At 71.0% G+C, this 24,349-nt stretch carries 23 protein-coding genes; 3 read left to right on the top strand and 20 right to left on the bottom strand.

All coding sequences use genetic code 11. The annotated features are described in order from the left end of the window. Positions 1–10 precede the first annotated feature (10 nt). From nuoK to DFJ64_RS12615, 13 genes are all read right to left on the bottom strand, one after another. The gene (gene nuoK, locus DFJ64_RS12675; RefSeq protein WP_115850640.1) at positions 11–310 is read right to left on the bottom strand and encodes an NADH-quinone oxidoreductase subunit NuoK; all 300 of its coding nucleotides are present in this window, start codon (positions 308–310) and stop codon (positions 11–13) included. Next, the gene (locus DFJ64_RS12670) at positions 307–1,194 is read right to left on the bottom strand and encodes an NADH-quinone oxidoreductase subunit J (protein WP_115850639.1); all 888 of its coding nucleotides are present in this window, start codon (positions 1,192–1,194) and stop codon (positions 307–309) included. The genes nuoK and DFJ64_RS12670 overlap by 4 nt, the downstream gene beginning before the upstream one ends. Then, positions 1,191–1,787, bottom strand: coding sequence for an NADH-quinone oxidoreductase subunit NuoI (gene nuoI, locus DFJ64_RS12665; protein ID WP_115850638.1), 597 nt, complete (start codon positions 1,785–1,787; stop codon positions 1,191–1,193). The genes DFJ64_RS12670 and nuoI overlap by 4 nt, the downstream gene beginning before the upstream one ends. Continuing rightward, complete coding sequence (gene nuoH / locus DFJ64_RS12660; RefSeq protein ID WP_115850637.1) at positions 1,774–3,180, bottom strand: NADH-quinone oxidoreductase subunit NuoH; 1,407 nt, start codon at positions 3,178–3,180, stop codon at positions 1,774–1,776. The genes nuoI and nuoH overlap by 14 nt, the downstream gene beginning before the upstream one ends. Beyond that, on the bottom strand, positions 3,177–5,693 hold the full coding sequence (locus DFJ64_RS12655) for an NADH-quinone oxidoreductase subunit G (RefSeq protein WP_115850636.1): 2,517 nt from the start codon (positions 5,691–5,693) through the stop codon (positions 3,177–3,179). The genes nuoH and DFJ64_RS12655 overlap by 4 nt, the downstream gene beginning before the upstream one ends. Positions 5,694–5,784: 91 nt before the next feature. Next, a complete protein-coding gene (nuoF, locus tag DFJ64_RS12650; protein ID WP_115850635.1) occupies positions 5,785–7,110 on the bottom strand; it encodes an NADH-quinone oxidoreductase subunit NuoF in 1,326 nt (441 codons plus the stop codon). After that, positions 7,107–7,901, bottom strand: coding sequence for an NADH-quinone oxidoreductase subunit NuoE (gene nuoE, locus DFJ64_RS12645; RefSeq protein WP_115852052.1), 795 nt, complete (start codon positions 7,899–7,901; stop codon positions 7,107–7,109). The genes nuoF and nuoE overlap by 4 nt, the downstream gene beginning before the upstream one ends. 23 nt (positions 7,902–7,924) lie before the next feature. Beyond that, entirely contained in the window at positions 7,925–9,289 is a 1,365-nt protein-coding gene (locus DFJ64_RS12640; RefSeq protein WP_115850634.1) for an NADH-quinone oxidoreductase subunit D, read from the bottom strand. After that, positions 9,289–10,017, bottom strand: a complete 729-nt coding sequence (locus DFJ64_RS12635) for an NADH-quinone oxidoreductase subunit C (RefSeq protein WP_115850633.1) — start codon at positions 10,015–10,017, stop codon at positions 9,289–9,291. Before DFJ64_RS12635 ends, DFJ64_RS12640 begins: the two co-directional genes overlap by 1 nt. Continuing rightward, entirely contained in the window at positions 10,014–10,568 is a 555-nt protein-coding gene (locus DFJ64_RS12630; RefSeq protein ID WP_115850632.1) for a NuoB/complex I 20 kDa subunit family protein, read from the bottom strand. The genes DFJ64_RS12635 and DFJ64_RS12630 overlap by 4 nt, the downstream gene beginning before the upstream one ends. A gap of 45 nt (positions 10,569–10,613) precedes the next feature. Further along, on the bottom strand, positions 10,614–10,973 hold the full coding sequence (locus DFJ64_RS12625; protein WP_115850631.1) for an NADH-quinone oxidoreductase subunit A: 360 nt from the start codon (positions 10,971–10,973) through the stop codon (positions 10,614–10,616). A gap of 79 nt (positions 10,974–11,052) precedes the next feature. Further along, positions 11,053–12,456, bottom strand: a complete 1,404-nt coding sequence (locus DFJ64_RS12620) for a geranylgeranyl reductase family protein (RefSeq protein ID WP_115850630.1) — start codon at positions 12,454–12,456, stop codon at positions 11,053–11,055. Between the two features lie 240 nt (positions 12,457–12,696). Beyond that, the gene (locus tag DFJ64_RS12615) at positions 12,697–13,389 is read right to left on the bottom strand and encodes a demethylmenaquinone methyltransferase (protein ID WP_115850629.1); all 693 of its coding nucleotides are present in this window, start codon (positions 13,387–13,389) and stop codon (positions 12,697–12,699) included. 73 nt (positions 13,390–13,462) lie between these two features. Here DFJ64_RS12615 and DFJ64_RS12610 point away from each other — a divergent pair, with 73 nt between their 5' ends. After that, positions 13,463–14,746: an isochorismate synthase gene (locus DFJ64_RS12610; RefSeq protein WP_115850628.1), complete on the top strand. Its 1,284-nt coding sequence runs from the start codon at positions 13,463–13,465 to the stop codon at positions 14,744–14,746. A gap of 97 nt (positions 14,747–14,843) precedes the next feature. On the opposite strand, the gene trhA is transcribed toward DFJ64_RS12610, so the two are convergent. The 4 genes from trhA to DFJ64_RS12590 form a co-directional block, all read right to left on the bottom strand. Next, entirely contained in the window at positions 14,844–15,527 is a 684-nt protein-coding gene (trhA, locus tag DFJ64_RS12605; RefSeq protein WP_115850627.1) for a PAQR family membrane homeostasis protein TrhA, read from the bottom strand. A gap of 334 nt (positions 15,528–15,861) precedes the next feature. Then, positions 15,862–16,767, bottom strand: coding sequence for a GNAT family N-acetyltransferase (locus DFJ64_RS12600; RefSeq protein WP_170152600.1), 906 nt, complete (start codon positions 16,765–16,767; stop codon positions 15,862–15,864). Between the two features lie 120 nt (positions 16,768–16,887). After that, positions 16,888–18,630 (bottom strand): 2-succinyl-5-enolpyruvyl-6-hydroxy-3-cyclohexene-1-carboxylic-acid synthase, encoded by a 1,743-nt coding sequence (gene menD, locus DFJ64_RS12595; protein WP_115850625.1) that lies wholly within the window; start codon positions 18,628–18,630, stop codon positions 16,888–16,890. Further along, positions 18,627–19,589 carry an o-succinylbenzoate synthase gene (locus tag DFJ64_RS12590; protein WP_115852051.1) on the bottom strand — a complete coding sequence of 321 codons (963 nt, stop codon included), beginning with the start codon at positions 19,587–19,589 and terminating at the stop codon, positions 18,627–18,629. Before DFJ64_RS12590 ends, menD begins: the two co-directional genes overlap by 4 nt. Before the next feature lie 133 nt (positions 19,590–19,722). Between DFJ64_RS12590 and DFJ64_RS12585 the strand changes: the two genes are divergently transcribed. Further along, positions 19,723–20,973, top strand: a complete 1,251-nt coding sequence (locus DFJ64_RS12585) for an AMP-binding protein (RefSeq protein WP_245941101.1) — start codon at positions 19,723–19,725, stop codon at positions 20,971–20,973. A 148-nt stretch (positions 20,974–21,121) separates the two neighbouring features. On the opposite strand, the gene DFJ64_RS12580 is transcribed toward DFJ64_RS12585, so the two are convergent. After that, complete coding sequence (locus tag DFJ64_RS12580; RefSeq protein ID WP_170152599.1) at positions 21,122–21,973, bottom strand: arylamine N-acetyltransferase family protein; 852 nt, start codon at positions 21,971–21,973, stop codon at positions 21,122–21,124. Positions 21,974–22,078: 105 nt separating this feature from the next. Then, the gene (locus DFJ64_RS12575; protein ID WP_245941100.1) at positions 22,079–22,870 is read right to left on the bottom strand and encodes a GNAT family N-acetyltransferase; all 792 of its coding nucleotides are present in this window, start codon (positions 22,868–22,870) and stop codon (positions 22,079–22,081) included. Positions 22,871–23,042: 172 nt separating this feature from the next. On the opposite strand from DFJ64_RS12575, the gene DFJ64_RS12570 reads away from it, so the two are divergent. Then, the gene (locus tag DFJ64_RS12570) at positions 23,043–23,915 is read left to right on the top strand and encodes a 1,4-dihydroxy-2-naphthoate polyprenyltransferase (RefSeq protein ID WP_115850622.1); all 873 of its coding nucleotides are present in this window, start codon (positions 23,043–23,045) and stop codon (positions 23,913–23,915) included. Positions 23,916–24,074: 159 nt separating this feature from the next. Here the strand turns inward: DFJ64_RS12570 and DFJ64_RS12565 are convergent, their stop codons facing one another. Continuing rightward, entirely contained in the window at positions 24,075–24,293 is a 219-nt protein-coding gene (locus DFJ64_RS12565) for a hypothetical protein (RefSeq protein ID WP_115850621.1), read from the bottom strand. Positions 24,294–24,349: the final 56 nt, after the last annotated feature.

Genomic DNA, 24,349 nt, shown 5'->3' with positions numbered 1-24,349 from the left:
GAAAGCCCCGTCAGAACTTCAGCAGGCTCGCGTCGTCGACGGACGCCGACCGACGAGTCCGGAAGATCGTCATGATGATGGCCAGGCCGACCACCACCTCCGCCGCCGCGACGACCATGACGAAGAACGCCACGACCTGCCCGTCGAGGTTGCCGGTCTGCCGCGCGAACGCGACGAACGCCAGGTTGGCCGCGTTGAGCATGAGCTCGACGCACATGAACACCACGATGGCGTTCCGCCGTACCAACACACCGACGGCGCCGATGGTGAACAGCAGCGCCGACAGCACGATGTAGGAGGTCGTGGTCATCCTTCACTTCCCTTGGCAGGGCTGCTCGTGCTCTCGTCACGGCTTGTGCTCGCTGAGCCATTCTCGTCGCGGCCCGCGTCGCTCCGGTCGGTGGTCTCCGGCTCGTCCGGCCCCCGGAGCACCCGGGGACGCGGCCGGCCGGTGTGCTGCTCCAACCCCAGGACCGTGTGGGTGAGCCGGGACGGCTCGGGAACGACACCCCGGGCAAGGAGGACCCGCGACACCGAGCCCTCGGCGACGCTGCCGTCGGGCAGCAACGCGGGCGTGGCGATCGAGTTGTGGCGGGCGAAGGTGCCCGGAGGCGGCTGCTGGCCCGGGTGCCGACCCTTCTCGGCGTACTCCTTGAACCGCAGACGCGCGAGGTCCTTCTGGCTCAGCTTCGGAGTCAACCGCTCGCGGTGGGCCAGGATCATCGCGCCCAGCGCAGCGGTGATGAGCAGGGCGCTGGTCACCTCGAAGGCGAAGACGTACCGGGAGAACAGCAGGGCCGCCAGCGCGGGAATGTTGCCGTCGGAGGTGGCCGCCGCGAGACCCACCGGCTCGGCGAACGTCACCCGCCCGATGCCGGTCAGCAGGAGCGCGCCGAACGCGATCGCCCCGAGGATCGCGAGCGCCCGCTGGCCGCGCAGCGTCTCGACCGGGGAGTCGGAGGCGTCGACACCGACCAGCATGAGGACGAACAGGAACAGCATGATGATCGCGCCGGTGTAGACGATCACCTGGACGGCGAACAGGAACGGCGCGTCCAGGCTCGCGTAGAGCAGCGCCAGGCAGATCATCACGCTGGCCAGGAACAACGCGCTGTGGACCGCCTTGCGGGCGACCACCATGCCCAGGGCCGCCAGCACCGCGATCGGCGCGAGCACCCAGAACGTCACGGTCATGAGCGAACTGCCTCGCTCTCCACATCCTCGTCGGCATCCGCCGCGCCGCCGGCGTCGCGCTCGGACCATCCTGGGAGCCCGGCGCCGAGGTAGTAGTCGCGCTCGTCGTCACCGAGCCGCATGGGGTGCGGCGGCTCCTCCATGCCCGGCAGCAGCGGGGCCAGGAGGTCCTTCTTCTCGTAGATGAGCTTGGCGCGACTGTCGTCGGCCAGCTCGTACTCGTTCGTCATGGTGAGCGCCCGGGTCGGGCACGCCTCGATGCACAGCCCGCAGAAGATGCACCGCAGGTAGTTGATCTGGTAGACCCGGCCGTACCGCTCCCCTGGGGAGTAGCGCTCCTCGTCGGTGTTGTCCGCACCCTCGACGTAGATCGCGTCGGCGGGACACGCCCAGGCGCACAGCTCACATCCGACGCACTTCTCCAGCCCGTCGGGGTGGCGGTTGAGCTGGTGCCGGCCGTGGTAGCGCGGCGCCGTGGGCCGCTTCTCGAAGGGGTATTGGTAGGTGACCGGCTTCCGGAACATGGTCCGGAAGGTCACGCCGAAACCCGCGATCGGGTCCCAGATCTGCTCCTTGAGACTAGCCACGGCCATCCTCCTCAGGTGAACCCTCGGACTGGGCTCCTGGCGTCCCGTCCTCGGCCTTGGCCCCGGACGGCGACACCGTGACCGCCGCTGGCACCAGACCGGGCACCTTCTGCCCAGGCATCGGCGGGACAGGGTAGCCACCGGCGAACGGGTCGAACTCCGCCTGGTCGGTGGTCCGCCGCGCGGTGACGTCCTCCTCGCCCTCGCGCCGCTTGGCCACCTCTTCCCAGATGACCGATCCGACGAAGACCACGAGCGCGAAGCCGATGACCACGAAGAGGAACGGCCGCTGGTAGCCGGCGTTCATGCTGGCTCGGGCGACGGCGACGAAGATCGTCCAGACCAGCGCGAGCGGGATCAGGAACTTCCAACCCAGCTGCATGAACTGGTCGTACCGCATCCGCGGCAGCGTCCCGCGCAGCCAGATGAAGACGAACAGGAAGGCCAGGACCTTGGCGAGGAACCACAGGAACGGCCACCAGCCCTGGTTGGCGCCTTCCCACAGCGAGATCGGCCACGGTGCCCGCCAGCCACCGAGGAACATGGTGGTGGCGAGCGCGGAGACGGTGACCATGTTGACGTACTCCGCGAGGAAGAACAGCAGGAACTTCATCGAGGAGTACTCGGTCATGTACCCGGCGACGAGCTCGCCCTCCGCCTCCGGCAGGTCGAACGGCGCCCGGTTGGTCTCGCCCACCATCGCGATCAGGTAGATCAGGAACGACGGCAGCAAGACGATGGCGTACCAGCTGGGCAGGTGGAGGGTGAGGCCCAGGACCTCGACCTGGCCTCCGTTCGCCTGCGCGGCCACGATCTCAGACGTCGACAACGAGCCCGCGTAGAGGAAGACCGCGACGAGCGCCAGGCCCATCGCCACCTCGTAGGAGATCATCTGCGCCGACGACCGCAGACCGCCCAGCAGCGGGTAGGTCGACCCCGACGCCCAACCGCCCAGCACGATGCCGTAGATCCCGAGTGAGGCGGCGGCGAGCACGAACAGCACACCGACCGGCAGGTCGGTCAGCTGCAACGGCGTGCGGTGCCCGAAGATGCTCACCTCCGGGCCCATCGGGATGACCGCGAACGCGGTGAACGCCATCACCGCCGAGATGACCGGCGCGAGGACGTAGACGACGGTGTCGATGCCCTTCGGGCGGATCGTCTCCTTGAGCGAGAGCTTGATCCCGTCCGCCAGGCTCTGCAGCAAGCCGAACTTGCCGTGCACGTTCGGCCCGACCCGGTGCTGCATCCGCGCGACGACACGTCGCTCGTACCAGACGTTGAAGATCGTGAAGACCAGCAGCAGGACCGTGATACCGGCCGCCTTGATGAGGATGACCCACCACGGGTCATGGCCGAACGACGACAGGTCCGGCGCGGCGAGCGGAGCGGCGGTCATGCCGTACCTCCCTGACTGCTGACGGAGCCGACCTGACCGTTGGTCGAGGTCGATGCGGAGTTGGCGCGGGCGACCGTGACGACGGCGCCGGCGTCGACGCCGAGACTGTCGCGGACCGCCGACCCCGGCGAGTTGGTGGGCAGCCAGACCACCCCGTCGGGAAGGTCGGCCAGCTCCAGCGGCAGCTCGACACTGCCGCGGGCGGTGGACACCTGCACCTGGTCACCGGGAGCCAGGCCGAGCACCTTGGCGGTGGTGGCGGACAGCCGGGCACGCGGCGGTCGGGCGGTCCCGGCGAGGTAGGGCTCGCCATCCTGCTGCCGACCCAGGTCCAGCAGCTGGTGCCAGGTGGCCAGCACCGCCTCGCCGGCCCGCGCCCGGGCGGGACCCGGCGCCGGGAGCTGGGGCGGAGCGGCGCGCTGGCCGTCCCACGCGCCGAGCTCGCGCATCTCGGCCCGCGCCTCCTCGACGGTCGAGAAGCCCAGCGGTCGGCCGAGCTCCTCGGCGAGCCCGGCGAGGACCCACAGGTCCGGCTGGGTGTCGGAGTCGCGCAGAGCGGTCTCGAACGGCCGGAGCCGGCCCTCCCAGTCGACGAACGTGCCGGACTTCTCCGCCACGGCGGCGACGGGGAAGACCACATCCGCGTAGGAGGTGACCTCGCTGTGCCGCAGCTCCAGGCTGATCACGAACCGCGCCTTCCGCAGCGCCACCCGCGCCGCCGCGGGGTCGGGCAGGTCGGAGACCTGGACGCCGCCGACGACGAGGGCACCCAGCTCACCCAGACCGGCCGCGGTGAGGATGGCCGAGGTGTCGCGGCCGGGCTCGATCGGCAGGTCGCCGCAGCCCCAGGCGGCGCTGAGGTCGACGCGAGCCGCGGCGTCACCGGCGGGACGGCCGCCCGGCAGCAGGTGCGGCAGGCAGCCGGCGTCGACGGCTCCGCGCTCGCCGGCCCGGCGCGGGATCCAGGCCAGTCGGGCGCCCGTGGATCGGGCCAACCGCACGGCGGCCGAGAAGGCGCCCGGGATGGTCGCCAGTCGCGAGCCGACCAGGATCACCGACCGCTCGCCGCGCAGCGCCCTCGCGCACGCCAGACCGGCCGCGTCCAGACCACTCTCGATCCCGCCGAGCGAGAGGGCGTCGAGGACCTCTGCCTCCGTCCCCGGCGCCGCCCGCAACAGCGTGCCGTTCATCTTCTCCAGCCCGCGGGTGGTGTACGGCGCCACGGACCAGATCCGCGTGTTGCTCTTCATCGCCGCCTTGCGCAGGCGGAGGAAGACGATCGGCGACTCCTCCTCCGGCTCGAAGCCCACGAGGAGGACCGAGGCGGCCTGCTCCAGGTCGCGGTAGGTGACGCCGAGACCGGTACCGGCGACCGTCGAGGCGAGGAAGTCGGCCTCCTCGCCGGAGTGCGGCCGCGCGCGGAAGTCGATGTCGTTCGTGCCGAGCACCGCGCGCGCGAACTTCGCGTAGGCGTAGGCGTCCTCCACGGTCAGCTGTCCGCCGGGGAGCACGCCGACACGGTTCCCGGCCGCGGCGAGCCCTTCGGCCGCCACCCGGAACGCCTCCGTCCACGACGCCGGAACCAGCTCGCCGGTCTCCTGGTCACGGACCAGCGGGTGGGTCAGCCGGTCCTTCTCCGAGGCGTAGCGGAACGCGAAGCGACCCTTGTCGCACAGCCACTCCTCGTTGACCTCCGGGTCCTCGCCGGCGAGCCGCCGCAGCACCTTGCCTCGCCGGTGGTCGGTGCGGATGGCGCACCCGCTCGCGCACCCCTCGCAGACGCCCGGGGTCGACACGAGGTCGAACGGACGGGCGCGGAACCGGTACTGGGCGCTCGTGAGGGCACCCACCGGGCAGATCTGGATCGTGTTGCCGGAGAAGTAGCTGGAGAACGGCTCCTTCTCGTAGATCCCGACCTGCTGCAGCGCCCCACGCTCGAGCAGCTCGATGAACGGGTCACCGGCGATCTGCTTGGAGAACCGGGTGCAGCGGGCGCACAGGACGCAACGCTCCCGGTCCAGCAGGATCTGGCTGGAGATGTTGATCGGCTTCGGGTAGGTGCGCTTGACCTCGGTGAAGCGGGACTCCGCCCGCCCGTTGGTCATCGCCTGGTTCTGCAGCGGGCACTCGCCGCCCTTGTCGCAGATCGGGCAGTCGAGCGGGTGGTTGATCAGCAGGAACTCCATGATGCCCTGCTGAGCCTTGTCCGCCACCGGCGACGTCAACTGCGTGTTGACGACCATGCCCTCGGCGACCTGGATCGTGCAGGACGCCTGTGGCTTGGGGAAGCCACGCCCGTTGCCGGCGTCGGGAATCTCGACCAGACACTGCCGGCAGGCGCCCACCGGGTCCAGGAGCGGGTGGTCGCAGAACCTCGGGATGTGGATCCCGATCATCTCCGCCGCCCGGATCACGAGGGTGCCCTTGGGCACGCTCACCCGAACGCCGTCGATGGTGAGGGTGACGAGGTTCTCGACCTCGGTCGACGGCTGACCAGGGCTCTGCACAGTCATGGTCGGGTTCGCTCCTCGTTCGGCTCGCGGGTGGCCGTCGCCAGGGCGCCGCGACGCCCCGGCGTGGCCGTCCGCTGGACCAGTCGCTTCGTCATACCGCCGCCCCCGCACTCGCCTCGCTCGACGCGAACAACGTGGCCGCCATCGGGTCGAACGGGCAGCCACCGTTCTCGAAGTGCTGGATGTACTCGTCGCGGAAGTGCTGGATGGACGACTTGATCGGCGCGATCGCACCGTCGGCCAGCGCGCAGAACGACCGGCCGCCGATGTTGTCGCACAGGTCCAGCAGCAGCTCGAGATCGTCCTCGCTACCCTCGCCGCGCTCCAGGCGCTGCAAGATCTGGACCAGCCACCACGTGCCCTCTCGGCACGGCGTGCACTTCCCGCAGGACTCGTGCTTGTAGAACTCGGTCCAGCGGAGCACCGCGCGGACGACACAGGTGGTGTCATCGAAGATCTGGAGCGCCCGCGTGCCCAGCATGCTGCCGACGCTCATCATGCCCTCGTAGTCGAGCGGGACGTCGAGGTGCTCCTTGGTGAGCATCGGGGTCGACGAGCCGCCGGGCGTCCAGAACTTCAGCTCGTGGCCGGGTCGGATGCCGCCCGCCAGGTCGAGGAGCTCCCGCAGGGTGATCCCGAGCGGCCCCTCGTACTGGCCGGGCCGGCGGACGTGACCGGACAGCGAGTAGATCACGTGTCCCTTGCTCTTCTCGGTCCCCATGCTCGAGAACCACTCGGCACCGCGCTTGACGATGCCGGGGACGCTCGCGATCGACTCGACGTTGTTGATGACGGTCGGCGAGGCGTACAGGCCCGCCACGGCGGGGAACGGCGGACGCAGCCGGGGCTGGCCGCGGCGCCCTTCCAGGGAGTCCAGCAGCGCCGTCTCCTCGCCGCAGATGTAGGCGCCGGCGCCGGCGTGGACCACGACGTCGAGGTCGAAGCCGGTGCCCAGGATGTTGCGCCCGAGGTAGCCCGCCTCATAGGCCTCACGTACCGCCTGCTGCAGACGGCGGATGACGTGGAGGACCTCACCGCGCACGTAGATGAACGCCTGGCGGGCGCGGATCGCGTACGCGGAGATGATGACGCCCTCCACCAGCGTGTGCGGGCTCGCCATCATCAGCGGGATGTCCTTGCACGTGCCGGGCTCGGACTCGTCCGCGTTGACGACCAGGTAGCGCGGCTTGTCACCCGGCGGAGGCAGGAACCCCCACTTCATCCCGGTCGGGAAGCCGGCGCCGCCGCGGCCGCGCAGACCGGACTCCTTGACGAGGTTGACGATCTCGTCGGGGTCCATGGTGACCGCGGTGTAGAGGGCGCGGTAGCCGCCCTGGTCGAGGTAGGCGGGCAGCGTCCACGACGCCTTCTGGCCCCAGTTGGCCGTGAGGACCGGAGTGAGCGGCGGATTGGTCATCCCTGCTCCTTCCCACCCCGCGAGTCGTCGCGGTCGGTGTCGTCCTGGTCAGCGGCGCCGATGCCGGCCTCGGCCACGCGCGACTCGTCCGCCGCCCGCGTGGTGTCGGCCTGCTCCGCCGTCCGCGTCGCCTCGGCGGGGGTGGTCGGGCGCGTGGTCATCTCCGGAGCGGTGCCGTTCCCCTCGGTGGGGGCGAACCAGCCGCGCTCGGCGGCCACGCGCAGGCCGGCCAAGGAGGCCTCGCCCGCCGACGGCCCCTCGTCGGCACGGCCGTCGGGGAAGCCGGCCAGCACCCGCTCCGCCTCCCGCCACGTGCACAGTCGCGCGCCCCGCGTGGACTGGACCTCCACGCCGGCGCGCAGGTCGTCGACCAGCTGGCGAGCCTTCTCCGGCGTCATGTTGTCGAAGAACTCCCAGTTGACCATGACGACCGGCGCGTAGTCGCAGGCGGCGTTGCACTCGACGTGCTCGAGGGTGATCTTGCCGTCGGGGGTGGTCTCGTCGTTGCCGACACCGAGGTGCTCCTTGAGCGCGGCGAAGATCGCGTCGCCGCCCATCACCGCGCACAGGGTGTTCGTGCAGACCCCGACGTGGTAGTCACCGACCGGCCGCCGCTTGAACATCGTGTAGAACGTCGCGACGGCGGCGACCTCGGCCGGCGTGATGTCGAGGAGCTCCGCGCACACCTCGATGCCCTCGGGGCTGACGTACCCCTCCACGCTCTGCACGAGGTGGAGCATCGGCAGCAACGCGGAGCGCTTCTGCGGATAGCGGGCGATGATCTCCCGCATCTCCTCACGCGTCTTCTCGGTGATCAACGGTCCACACCCCCCATCACGGGGTCGATGCTGGCCACCGCCACCACCACGTCAGCGACCATGCACCCCACGCACATCGCGGCGGCGGACTGGAGATTGGCGAACGAGGGGTCCCGGAAGTGCACGCGGTACGGGCGCGTGCCGCCGTCGGACACCACGTGGGCGCCGAGCTCGCCACGCGGCGACTCCACCGCGAAGTAGGCCTGCCCCGCCGGCACCCGGAAGCCCTCGGTGACGAGCTTGAAGTGGTGGATGAGGGCCTCCATCGACTCGCCCATGATGTGGCGAATGTGGTCCAGGGAGTTCCCGAGGCCGTCCGGTCCGAGCGCGAGCTGGCTCGGCCAGCCGATCTTCTTGTCCTGGATCATCACCGGACCTGGGGTGGCCTCGAGCCGGTCGATGCACTGCTCGACGATCTTCAAGCTCTCGTGCATCTCGGCGAGCCTGATCCGGAACCGCCCGTAGGCGTCAGCGGTGTCCCAGGTGACGACGTCGAAGTCGTACGTCTCGTAGCCCCAGTACGGCTGGGTCTTGCGGAGGTCCCACGGGTACCCGGTGGCGCGCAGCACCGGACCGGTGGCGCCGAGCGCGATGCAGCCGGTCAGGTCGAGGTGAGCGATGTCGCTCAACCGCTGCTTGAAGATGGGGTTCTCGTTGCAGAGCTCGGCGTACTCCTTGAGGTGCTTCTTGAACCACGCGACCAGCTCGCGCAGCCTCTCGATGCCGTTCGGCGGGAGGTCCTGCGCCACACCGCCGATGCGGATGTAGGCGTGGTTCATCCGCAGGCCCGTGATCAGCTCGAAGATGTCGAGGATCTTCTCCCGCTCCCGGAACCCGATCGTCATGACGGTGAGCGCGCCGATCTCCATGCCACCGGTCGCGATGGCCACCAGGTGCGAGGAGATCCGGTTGAGCTCCATCATGAGCACCCGGAGGATCTTGGCCCGCTCGGGAATCTGGTCCTCGATGCCGAGCAGCCGCTCCACGGCGCCGACATAAGCCGCCTCGTTGAAGAACGGCGACAGGTAGTCCATCCGGGTGACGAACGTGACCCCCTGGGTCCACGTCCGGTACTCCATGTTCTTCTCGATGCCGGTGTGGAGGTATCCGATCCCACACCGCAGGTCCTTCACCGTCTCGCCATCGAGCTCCAGGATGAGCCGGAGGACACCGTGGGTGGACGGGTGCTGCGGGCCCATGTTGACCACGACCCGCTCCTCGGCCACCTCGGCGATCTCTTGGGCGACGGCGTCCCAGTCCTGACCGGTGACGGTGAAGACCTTGCCCTCGGTGGTCTCGCGGACGCTGGCGTAGGGGTCGTAGGCCGCGTCGTGTCGGGTGCTGTCTGTACGCGTGGACATCAGTTGTAGGCCCTCCGCTCGTCCGGGGGCGGGATGGTCGCGCCTTTGTACTCGACCGGGATACCGCCGAGTGGGTAGTCCTTGCGCTGCGGGTGACCCGGCCAGTCGTCCGGCATCTCGATCCGCGTCAACCCCGGGTGGCCGTCGAAGATGATGCCGAAGAAGTCGTACGTCTCCCGCTCGTGCCAGTCCGCCGTGGGGTAGACCGGGACGACCGACGGGATGTGCGGGTCGGCGTCGGGGCAGACCACTTCCAGCCGGATGCGACGGTTGTGGGTCATCGACAGCAGGTGGTAGACCGCGTGCAGCTCGCGGTCCTTGTCACCTGGGTAGTGGACGCCGGAGACACCGCTCAGGAACTCGAACCGCAGCGCCGGGTCGTCGCGGAGATGACGCGCCACCCGCACAAGGTGCTCGCGCCGGACGAAGAAGGTGATCTCGCCACGGTCGACGACGACCTTCTCGATGGCCTCGTCGAAGGAGGGGCCGTCGCCCTCGCCGAGGACGGCCTCCAGCCGCTCGGCCACCTCGTCGAACCAGCCGCCGTAGGGCGGCTCCGTCCCACCCGGCAAGGCGACCCTGCGGACCAGACCGCCATAGCCCGAGGTGTCTCCGGAGCCGCGCACACCGAACGCCCCTCGCCGGACGTCGATGACCTCCGGCGGGGCCGGCTCCCGCCGCTTCGGTAGCCGCTCGTCCGGCACCTGGTCGGGTGTCTCGTCGCTCATCGCAACAGCCCCTTCATCTGCGAGGTCGGCACGGCCTCGAGAGCCTGACGCTCCTCCTCAGCCAGCAGGCGCTCCTTGTTGACACCGAGCTTGGCGGTGCGGATCTTCTCGTGCAGCTTGATGATCGCGTCGAGGAGCATCTCCGGCCGCGGTGGACAGCCCGGCAGGTAGATGTCGACGGGAACGACGTGGTCGACGCCCTGGACGATCGCGTAGTTGTTGAACATGCCGCCGCTGGACGCGCACACGCCCATGGCGATCACCCACTTGGGCTCGGGCATCTGGTCGTAGATCTGCCGAAGCACGGGCGCCATCTTCTGGCTGACCCGGCCGGCGACGATCATCAGGTCGGCCTGTCGCGGCGACGCTCGGAAGACCTCCATGCCGAAGCGTGCGGTGTCGTAGGCGGGCGCGCCCGTGGCCATCATCTCGATGGCGCAGCACGCCAGACCGAACGTCGCGGGCCAGACGGACGCCTTGCGGAAGTACCCCACAAGCCCTTCGACGGTGCTGAGGAGCACGCCCGATGGCAGCTTCTCCTCGATGCCCATGTCAGCTCTCCTCTGTCCGAGTGGTTCGGCCCTCGCGCGGCACGGTCACTCCCATTCGAGGCCTCCTCGCCGCCAGACGTAGGCGTAGGCCACGAACACCGTCAGGATGAACAGCACCATCTCGACCAGGCCGAACATCGCCATCTGGTCGAAGGCGACGGCCCAGGGGTACAAGAAGATGATCTCGATGTCGAAGATGATGAAGAGCATCGCCGTGATGTAGTACTTCACGGGGAAGCGTCCACCACCGGGCGGCTGCGGTGTGGGCTCGATTCCACACTCGTAGGACTCGACCTTCGCCCGGTTGTAGCGCTTCGGTCCCATGAGGGCCCCGGCCAGGACCGAGATCACGGCGAAGCCCCCGCCTAGCAGAAGCAGCGCCAGAATCGGCACATAGAGGTTCACGCCGACCCGCTCCCTTTCCTCGACACGCTCCAGCGCGCGACCAGCGCAGGCAAGCTCGACATCCTAGGACTCCCCCTCCTCACGCCGCCGGGGTGACCTTGCACATCGCGTTGATGAGGCGGTCCATGGCATCACCTCCGCGCGGGTCGGTGAGGTTCGCCAGCAGCTTGAGCGTGAAGCGCATCAGCAGCGGACGTGGCAGTCCGTGCCTGGTCGCCACCTTCATCACCTGCGGGTTTCCGATCAGCTTCACGAAGATCCGGCCGAGCGTGTAGTAGCCGCCGTACCGCTCCCGCAGCGCCCTCGGGTAGGCCGCGAGGACGCGTTCGCGAGCCGGGCCAGCGGGGCGGGTCAGCGCCTGGGTGATCACGTCAGCGGCCAGCTCCGCCGACTCCATGGCGTAGGCGATCCCTTCGCCGTTGAAGGGGTTCACCATGCCGCCGGCGTCGCCGACGAGCAGCAGCCCCGAAGCGTAGTGGGGTTTGCGGTTGAACCCCATCGGCAGGGCCGCGCCACGCACCGGCCCGACCTGGTTCTCCTCGGTGAAGCCCCATTCCTTGGGCATCCCGGACAGCCACGCCCGCAGCAGCTCGCGGTAGTCGGTGTTGCGGAAGCCGCGGCTGGTGTTGAGCAACCCGAGCCCGACGTTGCTGGTGCCGTCGCCCATGCCGAAGACCCAGCCGTAACCCGGCAGCAGGTTGCTGCGGCCCGGCGGACCGTCCCACAGCTCCAGCCACGACTCCAGCCAGTCGTCGTCGTGCCTGGGGCTGGTGAAGTACGTCCGGACCGCGACACCCATCGGGCGGTTCTCCAGACGCTGCCGGCCGACCGCCACCGACAGTCGCGAGGAGTTGCCGTCGGCGGCGACGACGATCGGGGCACGGTAGACGACCTCGCTCGACGCACGGTCGCCGGCCGGCGTTCCGTCACCGGCGCGCTCGGGCTCGACGCCCGGCTCCTCGCTCGTCGTCCCGGTCCCGGCCGTGGTCGTGGTCTCCGCCACCGTCTCAGCCGTGGTCGCGCGGACGGTCGGTCGGACGCGAACACCGACGACGCGTCCGGTGCGCTCGTCGAGGACCGGTCCGGTCACCGTGGTCCGCTCGTGGAGACGTGCACCGGCCTTCTGGGCGTGCCGAGCGAGGAGCTCGTCGAAATCGATGCGCTTTCGGACCAAGCCGTACGGCGGGAACTCGACCAGTTCCGGCCACGGCAGCTCGAGCCGCATGCCCCCGCCGAAGATGCGCAGACCGCGGTTGCGGAGCCAACCCTGCTCCGGCGAGGTGTCGATTCCCATCCGAGCGAGCTGCTTGACCGCGCGCGGGGTCAACCCGTCACCACAGACCTTCTCCCTCGGGAACGCGGTCTTCTCGAAGAGCAGCACGTCAAGGCCGGTACGCGCGAGGTGGTAGGCCGCCGTGGAGCCAGCGGGACCCGCACCGACGACGATGACGTCCGCGTCGAAGTCAGTGGTGCTGCGGCTCATCGATCCTCGCGCCTGGGTGAGAGATGTCCGGACCCCTTGTCGCCCCCGTGAGCGAACTTGTGAATCTCTTCACGAATCCGCGTCGAAGCCAGTCTACGGGGTACTCGTCGCGCTGAACGCAACCCCCCGCACCGCCGAGATCCCACGAATTTCGGCACTTTCCCTTTGCGAAAAACCTCCGCTGGGACGCCGATCGGCCGCGAAACGGTCGGACGAGGACACCACGGGACATGGTGTTTCCTACGGACGTCGCCCGCGGTGCAGAGCCACGATCCCGGCGCTGAGGTTGCGCCACTCCAGCGCCTCCCAACCGGCCGCCGCCATCATCGCCGCCAGCTCCGCCTGCGTCGGCCAGGCCTGGATGGACTCCGCAAGGTAGACGTACGACTCCGGGTCCGACGCCACGCGTCGGGCGATCGCGGGCACCACGCGGGCGAGGTAGCGCTCGTAGACCGCCCGAAACGGCCGCCACACCGGGTGGCTGAACTCGCAAATGACGATCCGCCCACCCGGTCGGGTCACCCGCCGTAGCTCGACGAGCGCGCCGTGGACGTCGACGACGTTCCGCAGACCGAACGACATGGTGACGGCGTCGAAGCTGGCGTCCGAAAACGGCAGTCGCAGCGCGTCGCCGGCCACGAAGGGAAGCCACGGCCGGGTGCGCTTGCCCACGCGCGCCATGCCCAAGGAGAAGTCGCACGGCACGACGAAGGCGCCGGTCCTGGTCAGCGGCTGCGTCGACGTCCCAGTGCCAGCGGCCAGATCGAGCACCCGCTCCCCCGGTCTCGGATCCACCGCGCGGACGACCGCACGGCGCCACAGCCGATCCTGGCCAAGGGACAGCAGGTCGTTGGTGAGGTCGTAGCGGTCGGCGATGCCGTCGAACATCGCCGCCACGTCGTGAGGGGACTTCGCCAAAGACGCACGAGGCACGTGTCCAACCTCTCACGCCCGGGCCGGACACAGCGACCGACCCCACAGCCCTCGCCCCCTACCCTGGGGTGTCGTGACGGAATCAGCCATCCGCGACGACCTCGCGGACCGGGTTCCCCGTCTGGTGGCCCGGACAACCCAGGTCCCAGACGAACCCGACCTCCTCGCCCTCCTCGCCGTCCACAACCCGACCGCGTGGATTCGTCGAGGCGAGGGATTCGTCGGCCACGGTGAGGCCGCTCGCCTCGAGGTCGCCGGACCCGACCGGTTCGCCATCGCCAGCCGCTGGTGGTCGCAGCTCACCGCCGCGGCGGCGGTGCGGGATGACATCCAGGAGCCTGGAACCGGGCTCGTGGCGTTCGGCTCCTTCGCCTTCGCCGACGTGCCTGGTCACTCGACACTCGTCGTGCCTGAAGTGGTGGTGGGACGCCGTGCCGGGCGGACCTGGGTCACCACGGTCTCCGCGGAGCCGTCACTTCCGAGCACGTCCGCGCTGGGCCGGCTCCGGGCGACGACCCCGCCGTGCCCGCCGCGAGGCGTCACCTTCGCCGACGGCGCTCTCACCGGTGCCGGGTGGTCGGCCGCCGTCGCCGAAGCGGTTCGACGGATCCAAGCCGGTCAGCTCGACAAGGTCGTCTTGGCCCGAGACCTGCTCGCGGTCGCGAAGGCGCCGATCGACCTGCGCTGGCCGTTGCGGCGGCTGGCCGAGCGGTATCCGGTGTGCTGGACCTACGCCGTGCGTGGCCTGTTCGGCGCGACGCCCGAGATGCTCGTCCGCCTGGAGAACGGCCTGGTCACCTCACGGGTCCTCGCCGGCACGATCCGCCGCAGCGATGACGACGCGCACGACCTGGCCTTGGCCGCCTCGCTCGCCCGCTCCAGCAAGGACCTCGAGGAGCACGAGTACGCCGTCCGGTCGGTCGCGGAGGCACTCGCCCCGCACTGCTCCAGCATCAACGTCCCGGAGTCTCCGTTCGTCCTCCACCTGCCCAACGTCATGCACCTGGCGACCGATCTCGCTGGGGTGCTGAAGGACTCCTCGACGTCCCTGGAGCTGGCCGCGGCGCTGCACCCGTCCGCCGCCGTGTGTGGCACGCCGACCTCCGTCGCGCTGCAGGTGATCGGTGAGCTGGAGCGGATGGACCGCGGTCGGTACGCCGGACCCGTCGGCTGGATCGACGCCGCCGGCAACGGCGAGTGGGGCATCGCGCTGCGCTGCGCCCAGGTCGACGACCACGACCCGACGCGGCTGCGGTTGTTCGCCGGCTGCGGGATCGTGGCCGACTCGATCCCCGAGGCGGAGCTGGCCGAGGCCCAGGCCAAGCTGGTCCCGATCAGGGACGCGCTCAGCCCCTGAGCTCTCGCGGACCCCGAGCTCCTCGGGGACCCGGGCCTCTCGCCGACGCTGGGCGCCAGTCGCGGGCGTTAGGTGAGCCGGCGGCCAGGACGTCTTGTCAGGCCGCGACGGCGGTCACCGTCAGGACGACCCCCGCGAGGTGGGACATGAAGGCCAGGATCGTGCAGGCGTGGAACACCTCGTGGAAGCCGAACCACCGCGGCGACGGATTGGGTTTCCTGATCGCGTAGATGAGGGCGCCGATCGAGTAGAACAACCCGCCCACGACGATCAGCGTCACGATCGTGACGTTGCCCCGGGCGAGGAAGTCCGGCAGCCAGAACGCCGCCGCCCATCCCAGCGCGACGTACACGGGCACGTACAGCCAGCGTGGCGCTCCCAGCCACAGCACCCGGAACGCCACGCCGAGCAACGCTCCGACCCAGACCAGCGTGAGCAGCACCCGGGCCCGGGCCCCGTCCAACAGCAGCATGGTGAACGGCGTGTAGGTGCCCGCGATGATCAAGAAGATGTTGGCGTGGTCGAGCCGACGGAGGAACGCGACGGTTCGTGGCGACCAGCGACCCTGGTGGTAGAGCGCGCTCACGCCGAACAGCAGGGCCGCCGTCACCGCGAAGATCGCGGTGCTGATCCGCGCCCGCGGTGTGGGTGCCAAGGTCACGATGACGATCCCCGCCACCACGGCGAGCGGGAAAGTGCCGGCGTGCAGCCATCCCCGCATCTTCGGCTTGACGGTCTGGGCGACGTCGTGAACGGCGCCGCCGACGTCCGGCATGTGCATCGCTGAGCCTCCCGCTGTGCTGCCTCTCAGACAGACACTACGGTGCGATCCGGCCGGTTACCGGGAGAAATCGTGGCTCGACGACCCGTCGTCACTCCCGAAATCGGGCGAGCCGGACACGGAGCGCGTGGAGACGACGGCACCGAGGCACCACCAGCAGCGTCGACTGAGGACCGTTGACGGAGGAACACGTCGACCAGAGGAACGGCGTCAACTCGGGCGGAACGCAGCCGACGCCCACGACCGGCACGAACGTCCGCTGCCCGGCGGCGTGCCGCGGATCGGGACCTGTCGTGAATCCCGGATTGCGTCGCCGATACCTGTCGAGGGATTCTCAGCTGGCGCGGTTCTGGCTTGGCGGGATCGCGTCGGTCGCGGGACGCCCGAAACGATACGTCCGCACGTCGGCGACCGGCCGGTAGCCCACGGCGGCGTAGATCTTGTTCGACGTCGGGTTGGCCAGGTCCGTGTAGAGCATGGTGGCGACCGCGCCCTCGTCAAGGGCTGCTTGACTGACGGCCGCGACCAGCGCGCTGGCGTACCCTCGCCGGCGGTGCTCGGGCGGGGTGTACACCGGGGCGACCCGCACGACGTCGGCAACCGGCCGGCTCGTACCGGCGTAGGAGACCGGGCCGGCGTCGTCCCAGAGGAAGACGCGCCCCTCGGCCACCTTCCGCTCCAGCTCTCGACGCCACATCTCGATCGGCTCGGGCCCAGCCTCGCGAGCGGCCGGAGGGGTGGCCTCGCGATGGAACGCCACCGTCCAGGCCAGGAGCAGGTCCAGGTCGGCGGGTCCCGCCCGGCGCATCGTGCCGGACACTCGCGCGGGCGGGGTCACCTCGTCGAGTCGGTAGATCCGGCCGTCCATCTCCACCTCGACCGGTCGACCGGTGCGCCGACCCCACGCGGGCGCGAGCGCGTCCGCCTCCGCCACCGTCCCGGTGAGTCCCGCGGCGTCGGGGCAGGCCTCCAGCAAGGCGTCGAGCACGGGCTCGATCGCCGCCGCGGGCAGCCGGGAGACGTAGACCGGATACGGCGGCGTCCGCATCGCCGCGCCGACCACCGCGCCGGAGCCGTCCCGGACCGTCAGGTAGCTCGCCGGGGCGGGATCGGTGATGGTCCCCGACCGCCGCGCGTCCACGTTGACGAGGATGACGTTGTTGAGCACCGGATCGGTGAGCAGGAAGTCCGCGGTCGTCGCCCAGAACTCGCCCGGGTCCGAGGTGATCTCGCAGCGCATGCCGGCGAGCATGCCAGCGGGCGACGACGCCGCCAAGCGAATTCGCCACCAGTGGTTCGCCGCGTTCGGACGGCGCCACTGCGAGGACGAGTCGGCGACGTCACCACCCGCCGGACGCGCTCAGCCCACGACCGCGTCCGCGACGGCCGCGCGCAGACGCTCGTGCAGCTCCCGCAGCCGTGACCGGTCGGTGCGCACCTCCACCACCCGCAGCCCGCGGGAGCGGGACAGTGCCGCGCGCAGCTCCTGCCGGGTGCGGACCAACGTGTACGGCGTCCGCGTGGCCGCCGCCAGCGTTCCGATGTCCACGCCGTGCGGTGTCCCGAAGAGCCGGTCGAACACGTCCTCGTAGGCGGGCGCGCCCTGCTCCAGCGTGGTGAAGATGCCGCCGCCGTCGTCGTTCACGACGACGATGGTGAGGTCCGGCCGAGCTTCGTAGGCCCCGCGCACGAGCGCGTTGGAGTCGTGGAGGAACGCCAGGTCGCCGACCAGCGCGAACGCCGGTCCCGTGCGGTGGACGAGCGCGGCGCCGATCGCCGTCGACAGCGTGCCGTCGATGCCGGCCAACCCTCGGTTGGCGAGCACCCGCCGGTGGTCGCGGGGGTCGATCCGCCCGCTCTCGTCGACGAGCCGGTTGGTCCACGGGTCGGCGGCCAGGTCGAGATCGCGGATCGCGTTGGAGGAGCCAGCCACGAGGAGGCCGCCTCCCGGCACCGCCGCGGCGACCTCCCGCGCGACGAGCGGGCCGGTCAGTTCCGGCTCCTCAGCGAGCACCTTCCGTACCGCCGCCCGAGCGCGCTGGTCCGCCTCGAGCCAGGCCGACAGCCACTCGTCCGGTTCCCTTCGTCCGGCGCCGTCGACGGTCCCCTCGAGGGCCACCGCGCCACTGACCCGGTACGCCCGATGCCCGGGGTCGGACCAGGCGGGGCGTCGCGACACCACGACCACCTCGACGTCGTCGCGACTGAGCAGCTGGGTGACGGGGCGGGACAGGGTCGGCCATCCATAGACCACGACTCGTTCGACCTGGCGGACCAGGTCGCTGTCACTGGCCAGAATCAGCCGGTAGGGTCCGAGCGCGTTCGGACCGGACCGCGCACCACTCGACGGCTCCGCCAGCAACGGCCACCCGGCGGTCTCGGCCAGCCACCGGGCCTGGACGTCAGCGCCGTCGCCCGCGACGACGATCGTCCGCGGCCCCGGGTCCAACCAGGAGATGCGGTCGGTCGTGGCGCGTTCGATGCGGGTCCACCGCGCACCGTTGGGCCGCCCCTCCAACGACTCCGGCCAGTCCTCGCCGGTGTCGCCGACGTCGGGGACCAACGGCTCCCGGAACGCCACGTTGAGGTGCACCGGTCCGGGGTCGCGGTCCCGGAACCCACGAGCGATCGCGAGCGCGCGCCCGATGAGCTCCCGCCAGTAGGCGTTCTGCCCGGCCCGCCGCTCCGGCGCCCCCACCTCGTGGAACATGCGGACCGCGGTGCCGTACAGCTTGAGCTGGTCGGTGGTCTGGTTCGCGCCGACGCCCCGCAGCTCCGGCGGCCGGTCCGCGGTGAGGACGACCAAGGGGACCCCGGCGTGGTGGGCCTCCAGGACCGCCGGGTGCAGGTTGGCCGCGGCCGTACCCGACGTGCACACGACAGGAACCGGACGTCGACTCGCCTTGGCGAGCCCGAGGGCGAGGAAGCCGGCGGCGCGCTCGTCTATCCGGACGTGCAGCCGGATCCGCCCCTGCGCGTCGGAGGCGTGGAGCGCGAAGGCCAACGGCGCGCTGCGAGAGCCGGGGGCGAGCACGGCCTCGCGCACGCCGTTTCGCCACATCTCGTCGACGAAGACCTGCGCGAGTGCCGTGGAGGGATTCATACCGCTTGCTCCACCTGCGCCAGTCGCTCCACCCAGCGTGCGGTCGTGGCTTCGTCAGCGGCGACGGACGCCAGCAGCTCCGGATCGGGTTCGGGTCGAACGACCGGCAGGACGCCGTTCCGCGGGACGAGGGAGTGGGTCACCACGTCGGCGTCGAGCATGGTGATGGTCCCGAGGCCGCAGGCGTACGGCAGCTCCGGCAGGGCGGCTGCCAGCGCGACGCCCGCGGCCAGGCCCACCGAGGTCTCCAGCGCGCTCGACACCACGACGGGTAGGCCGATCTGCTCGGCGATGCGCAGCGCTGGCCAGACCCCACCCAGCGGCTGCACCTTGAGCACGGCGATGTCCGCGGCCTCGAGCCGGGCCACGCGGTAGGGGTCCTCGGCGCGGCGGATCGACTCGTCGGCGGCGATGGGCACGTCCACCTTGCGGCGTACCTGCGCCAGCTCCTCGACGGTGGCGCACGGCTGCTCGACGTACTCGAGCCCGCCCGCCTCCTTGTCCAACAGGCCGATCATCCGGACCGCGGTCTCGACGTCCCAGGCGCCGTTGGCGTCGACGCGGACGTGACCGTCCGGTCCCAGGGCGTCGCGGACCGCGGCGACCCTCGCGAGGTCGTCCGCCTCGGTCTGGCCACGCTCAGCGACCTTGACTTTGGCGGTACGGCAGCCGTCGCTCTCGGCGACGACGCGTTTCGCCTCCTCCGGACCGACCGCGGGAACGACGCAGTTGACCGGCACGGTGTCGCGCACCGGCGTGGGCCAGACGTCGTAGGCCGCCTCGCGCGCCGCCCGCAACCACGGGACACAGTCGACCGGCTTGTAGTCCCAGAACGGGCTGAACTCCGCCCAACCGGCCGGACCCCGGACCAGGATCCCCTCACGAACCCGGATCCCGCGAAACCGGGTGCGCATGGCCATCGCGAAGACGTGCGGAGACTCGCCCCCGCCGATGATCATGGTCACACCCTCCGTCTCTGCTGGCCAGCTTGTCGTGACCAGACGTGCTCCAGCGGCCAGGTGTCCGTCCTGGCCCGCTCATGGGACGTCCGCGACACACCGTCACGGGGGATTGGCCCCGTAGCCTAGTCCCGTGCGTTCGCTCGCGAGCCGCCGGCTGGCCCTGGCCGAAACCGACCGCATCCCCGACGACCCAGCTGGAGCTGACCGCGCGGTCGAGCGGCTCCTCGCCTCGCTGGGCGCCGCCCTCGACGGATCCGGCCCGGCCCTCGCGCTTCTCGACGCCAGCCCCGAGCGGGAGCGGCTGGTGAGCACGCTGCGGGTCGACCTGCCGCTGGAACGGGACGACGTGGCGGCCGTCGTCGCCACCTCCGGCTCGACCGGCGAACCCAAGGCGGCCCTGCTTCCCGCCACGGCGCTGCTGCACTCCGCGCGGGCGACGCTCGACCGACTCGGAGGTCCCGGACACTGGACGCTCGCGCTCCCGCCGACACGCGTCGCCGGCCTCCAGATCGTCGTTCGGTCCCTGGTCGCGGGGACCACGCCGGTGCCGGTGGTGGGTCGGTTCGACGCCGAGGCGTTCCGGGTCGCGACCGAGCGACTCGTCGCGACCCCGGGCGTCCGCCGCCGCTACACCGCGCTCGTCCCCACCCAGCTGGTGCGCCTGCTCGACGCGGGACCCGCCGTCGTGGCCGCGCTGGCGGCCTACGACGCCGTGCTGGTGGGCGGCGCGGGATGCCCGCCCGCGCTGGTGACACGGGCTCGCCAGGCCGGCGTCCGCGTGGTCACGACGTACGGCATGACGGAGACGTGCGGCGGATGCGTCTACGACGGCTGGCCCTTGGGCGGGGTGACCGTGCACGTCGACAGCGCCGACGAGCAGGGCGTGGGCCGGGTCCGCATCGGCGGTCCCGTGGTGTTCGCGGGCTACCGGCTCCGCCCGGACCTGACCGCCGCGGCGCTGGTCGACGGCCACCACCTCACCAACGACCTGGGGCGGCTGCGTCCCGACGGTGGGCTGGAGATCCTCGGTCGGCTCGATGACGTCGTGATCTCCGGCGGCGTCAACGTCCCGCTCCAGGCGGTGGAGCGAGCGGTCGCGTCGTATCCCGGCGTGGCCGAGGCGGGTGCGGTCGGTGTCGAGGACCCGGAGTGGGGCAGCAAGGTGGTCGCGTACGTCGTGCTGCGGCCCGGCGCGCGACCGCCCGCTCTCGCCGACCTGCGAGACCACGTCGCCGCGACCCACCCCCGAGCCTGGGCGCCACGCGAGGTCGTCGTGGTGGACTCCCTCCCCATGCTGCCGTCGGGCAAGCTCGACCGCTCGGCGCTCGCGCGGGCGGCGGGATCGGCTGGCCGCACCAGCCGCCACGCGGTTAGCCCTTGATCCCGGGCCTTGATCCCGGGACTGCGTCGTCGCGCGGCCCGACGCCACAGGAGCCCTCCCTCACCCGGCGCCTGTCCCTCGTCGGTGTCCGTTCGCCTGTCGGTCTGCGCTCGCCTGTCGGTCTGCGCTCGCCTGGTGGACGCCTCGGTCAGGGGCGTCCCGCGCGCTCCCACGCCTCGTGCGCGGCCCGGACCCGATACCACAGCGCGGTGAGCTGGTCCGAGTCCACGTCGTCCAGCCGCAGCCCGAACTCGTCCCGGAGCAGGTCCAGCCACTCGTCCTGCTTGAGCACGTCGCGGCTCGCCTTCCCTGTCGCGTCGACACGGGTCAGTACGCAGCCCCTCAGGGTGAGCGCGTGGTCGGCGCGCCGGAGCTGGACCACCAGCTTCTGCACGAAGGGGGACTCCGGCGAGGTCGAGAGCTCCTCGTGCTTGGCGGCGAACGCCGTGAGCGCGACCGGGCTGACGTCGAGGTCGAAGCCGGTGATCGAGGCCAGGGCGTCGTGGTGGAAACGCCAGAGCGTGCCGGCGACGTGTTCCAGGCGGTAGTGAAACGGCGGCTGCGGCAGGTCGGCTGGCTCGAGCGGGAACGGGTCACGGAACCCGTCGCCCAGACCCACGTCGACCAACCACGTCCGCTCCGCCAGCCGCACGAGCGGCACGAGGTGGTTGCCCCACGCCGTGCCGTCGCCCGCGGACGGGACGGCACCCCGGGTGAGGACGACGTCGTAGCCGAGGCTGACGAGGAGAGCGGCGAACGCGCCGTTGAGGTGGAAGCAGTAGCCGCCCCGCCCGGTGACGATCCGCTGCGCTGACTCCCGGGGGTCGATGGACGTCGGCCGTCCCAGCTGGATCTCGAGGTTCTCGTACGGCACCCGGTCGAGGTGGGCGTGTTGCAGCGCTCGGAGTGCCTCCGGCGACGGCGGCCCGAGCCCGTCGCTCAGGCCCAGGTGGCGGAGGTAGCGATCGCGCAGGTCGGCGTCGTAGGGCTGCAGGCTCACGCCGCGCGAGCCTGCCACGCTCCACCGACAGGTGTGCCGCCGACTGACGCCCACCGACAGTCCCCCGCCGAGGCTCGGCCGGTCGGCGCCACCTCGACGGGTCTGTCACGCCGCGCGTCGTGCGGTGAGGCCGGCGGCGGCGACGGTCCGCCAGCGGAAGCCGCAGCGCTCGTACAACGTGACCGCGGCGCTGTTCTCGCTGTCGACCATGAGCGCCACCCGACCGTGCTCGGCGAGCAAGGCGTCGACGGCGAAGCGAAGGACCGCGCGGGCGTAGCCCCGGCCCCGCCAGCGGGGGTGGGCCGCGACGCCGCCGACGTAGCCGACCTCCGGTGCCGCCCACGCGTCGGCGCACACCGCCGCGAGGTCCCCGTCCGCGGTGAACGCCCCTGCCCAGCGACGGACCGCGGACATGCCGGGACGCACCCACGACCCGGGATACGCGACGTCGAGCAGCTCGGCGACGGGCCCCTCCCAGCTCTGGCCCAGCCAACGCACGTCGCCTCGACCATCGGGGGACTGACCAGCGTGGTCCGCGGACGCCTGGCGCGGCGGACCGTTCAACTCCATCCAGCCCCAGCTGCCGTAGTGGCTCAGATCAGGGACTCGCTCGGCCACGGCCGTGACGAGAGAGTCGTCGCCGAAGAGCCGGTAGGTGGGTCCCACGATCCCGAGCACCTCGGTCACGAGAGCGGCCACCTGGTCGGCGGGTCCCCGCACGGCCAGACGGTTGCGGCACGCCACGAACGGTGCCGCCACCGCGACCGCGTCACCTCGCCGCCACGCGCGAACTCCCGGGGCCATGCCCTGGGCGGCCCACAGGACCACGCTGTCACCGTCAGAGCAGCGACGGAGCTCGTCGGCCGAGGTGACCTCCCGGGTGGACGGCATACTCATACCTTATACAGAAATTCCTTGCATAAGCAGCTCGTGGCGCTGCGCGACCGTTCGCTTCAGCCCCAGACTGGGACCCAGGCTGGACGGTTCCGCCCCGGACTGGCACCAGTCCGGTGCGAAGAGGCGACCCCGGCCGGTGGTCGCGCCAGCGAGCTTGCCACACTCCACAGCCGTGGCGACCCCCGCACAGTGGCTGGAAGGAGCCCGACCGCGCACGCTTCCCGCCTCGATCTCCCCTGTCCTCGTCGGCTCCGGAGCGGCCGCCTCGGTCGGCTCCTTCGTCGCGTGGAGGGCGGCACTCGCTCTCGTCGTCGCGCTCGCCCTGCAGATCGGCTGCAACTACGCCAACGACTACTCCGACGGCATCCGCGGGACGGACGACCACCGCGTCGGGCCGCGACGCCTCGTCGCGTCCGGTGCCGCCAGTCCCTCGGCCGTCCGGACCGCGGCGTTCGCCTGCTTCGCCGTCGCGGCGCTCTGCGGCCTCGTCCTCGCGCTCGCCACCGCGTGGTGGCTCATCCTCGTCGGGGCCGCGGCGGTGGCGGCGGCGTGGTTCTACACCGGCGGCTCGCGCCCCTACGGGTACCACGCGATGGGCGAGGTCAGCGTCTTCGTCTTCTTCGGGCTCGTCGCGACCGTCGGCACGACGTACGTGCAGACGTCGCGGGTCACCTGGCCGGCGGTCGCCGGGGCGATCGCGATCGGAGCGCTCACCTGCGCGATCCTCGTCGCCAACAACCTCCGCGACATTCCGACGGACGCCGCGAGCGGCAAGCGCACCCTCGCCGTCGTGATGGGCGACCACCGCACCCGACACCTCTACGCCGCGCTCCACGGCGTCGCCTACCTCGTCGTCGCGGTACTCGCGGCCACCACGGAGGTCTGGGTGCTCCTGGCCTGGCTCGCGCTCCCCCTGGCCGTCCGGCCCGTTCGGCAGGTCCTACGAGGCGCGGAGGGACGGGCGCTGATCGGCGTCCTCCGCGACACCGGCCTCGCCGAGATCGCCTTCGCGGTCCTGCTCACCGTCGGGCTCGTGCTCAGCTGACCGCTCGTGCTCGACGGACCGGTCGTGCTCGACGGACCGGTCGGTCGGCCAAGGCTGTCGGTCACGACCCTTGCAGAGGAGCACCGAAGGGCCACCTCCGAGCCACACCCAGCCGGACCGATCGGGCCGAAACCCGACCCGGCCGACTCCTGGGGCCCGTCAGTCCCGCTCCGTGGGGTCGTACGTGGTCGAGCTGGTCCCCATCGCGCCGTCCGTCTCCTGCTCGGCGTGGGTCACCTGCCGGTGCTCCTGGAGACGGCGGACGTACTCGGGGGACAGCTGCTCCTCGTCGATCTCGCGCGGGTCCTCACCTTCGGTGGCACCCTCCTTGGTCCACCGGTTCGTGGTCTGCGGGTCGCGGTGAGGTTCGTCCGTCACCTCGACCAGGTACCCGGTGACGCGTGCCGTAACCAGGCCCGGTCGACGGTGAGAGC

It is taken from the genome of Thermasporomyces composti, assembly GCF_003386795.1.
GTDB lineage: Bacteria > Actinomycetota > Actinomycetes > Propionibacteriales > Actinopolymorphaceae > Thermasporomyces > Thermasporomyces composti.
The sequence above is the reverse complement of the archived record's forward strand: the minus strand, read 5'-3'. Positions and strand labels throughout refer to the sequence as shown.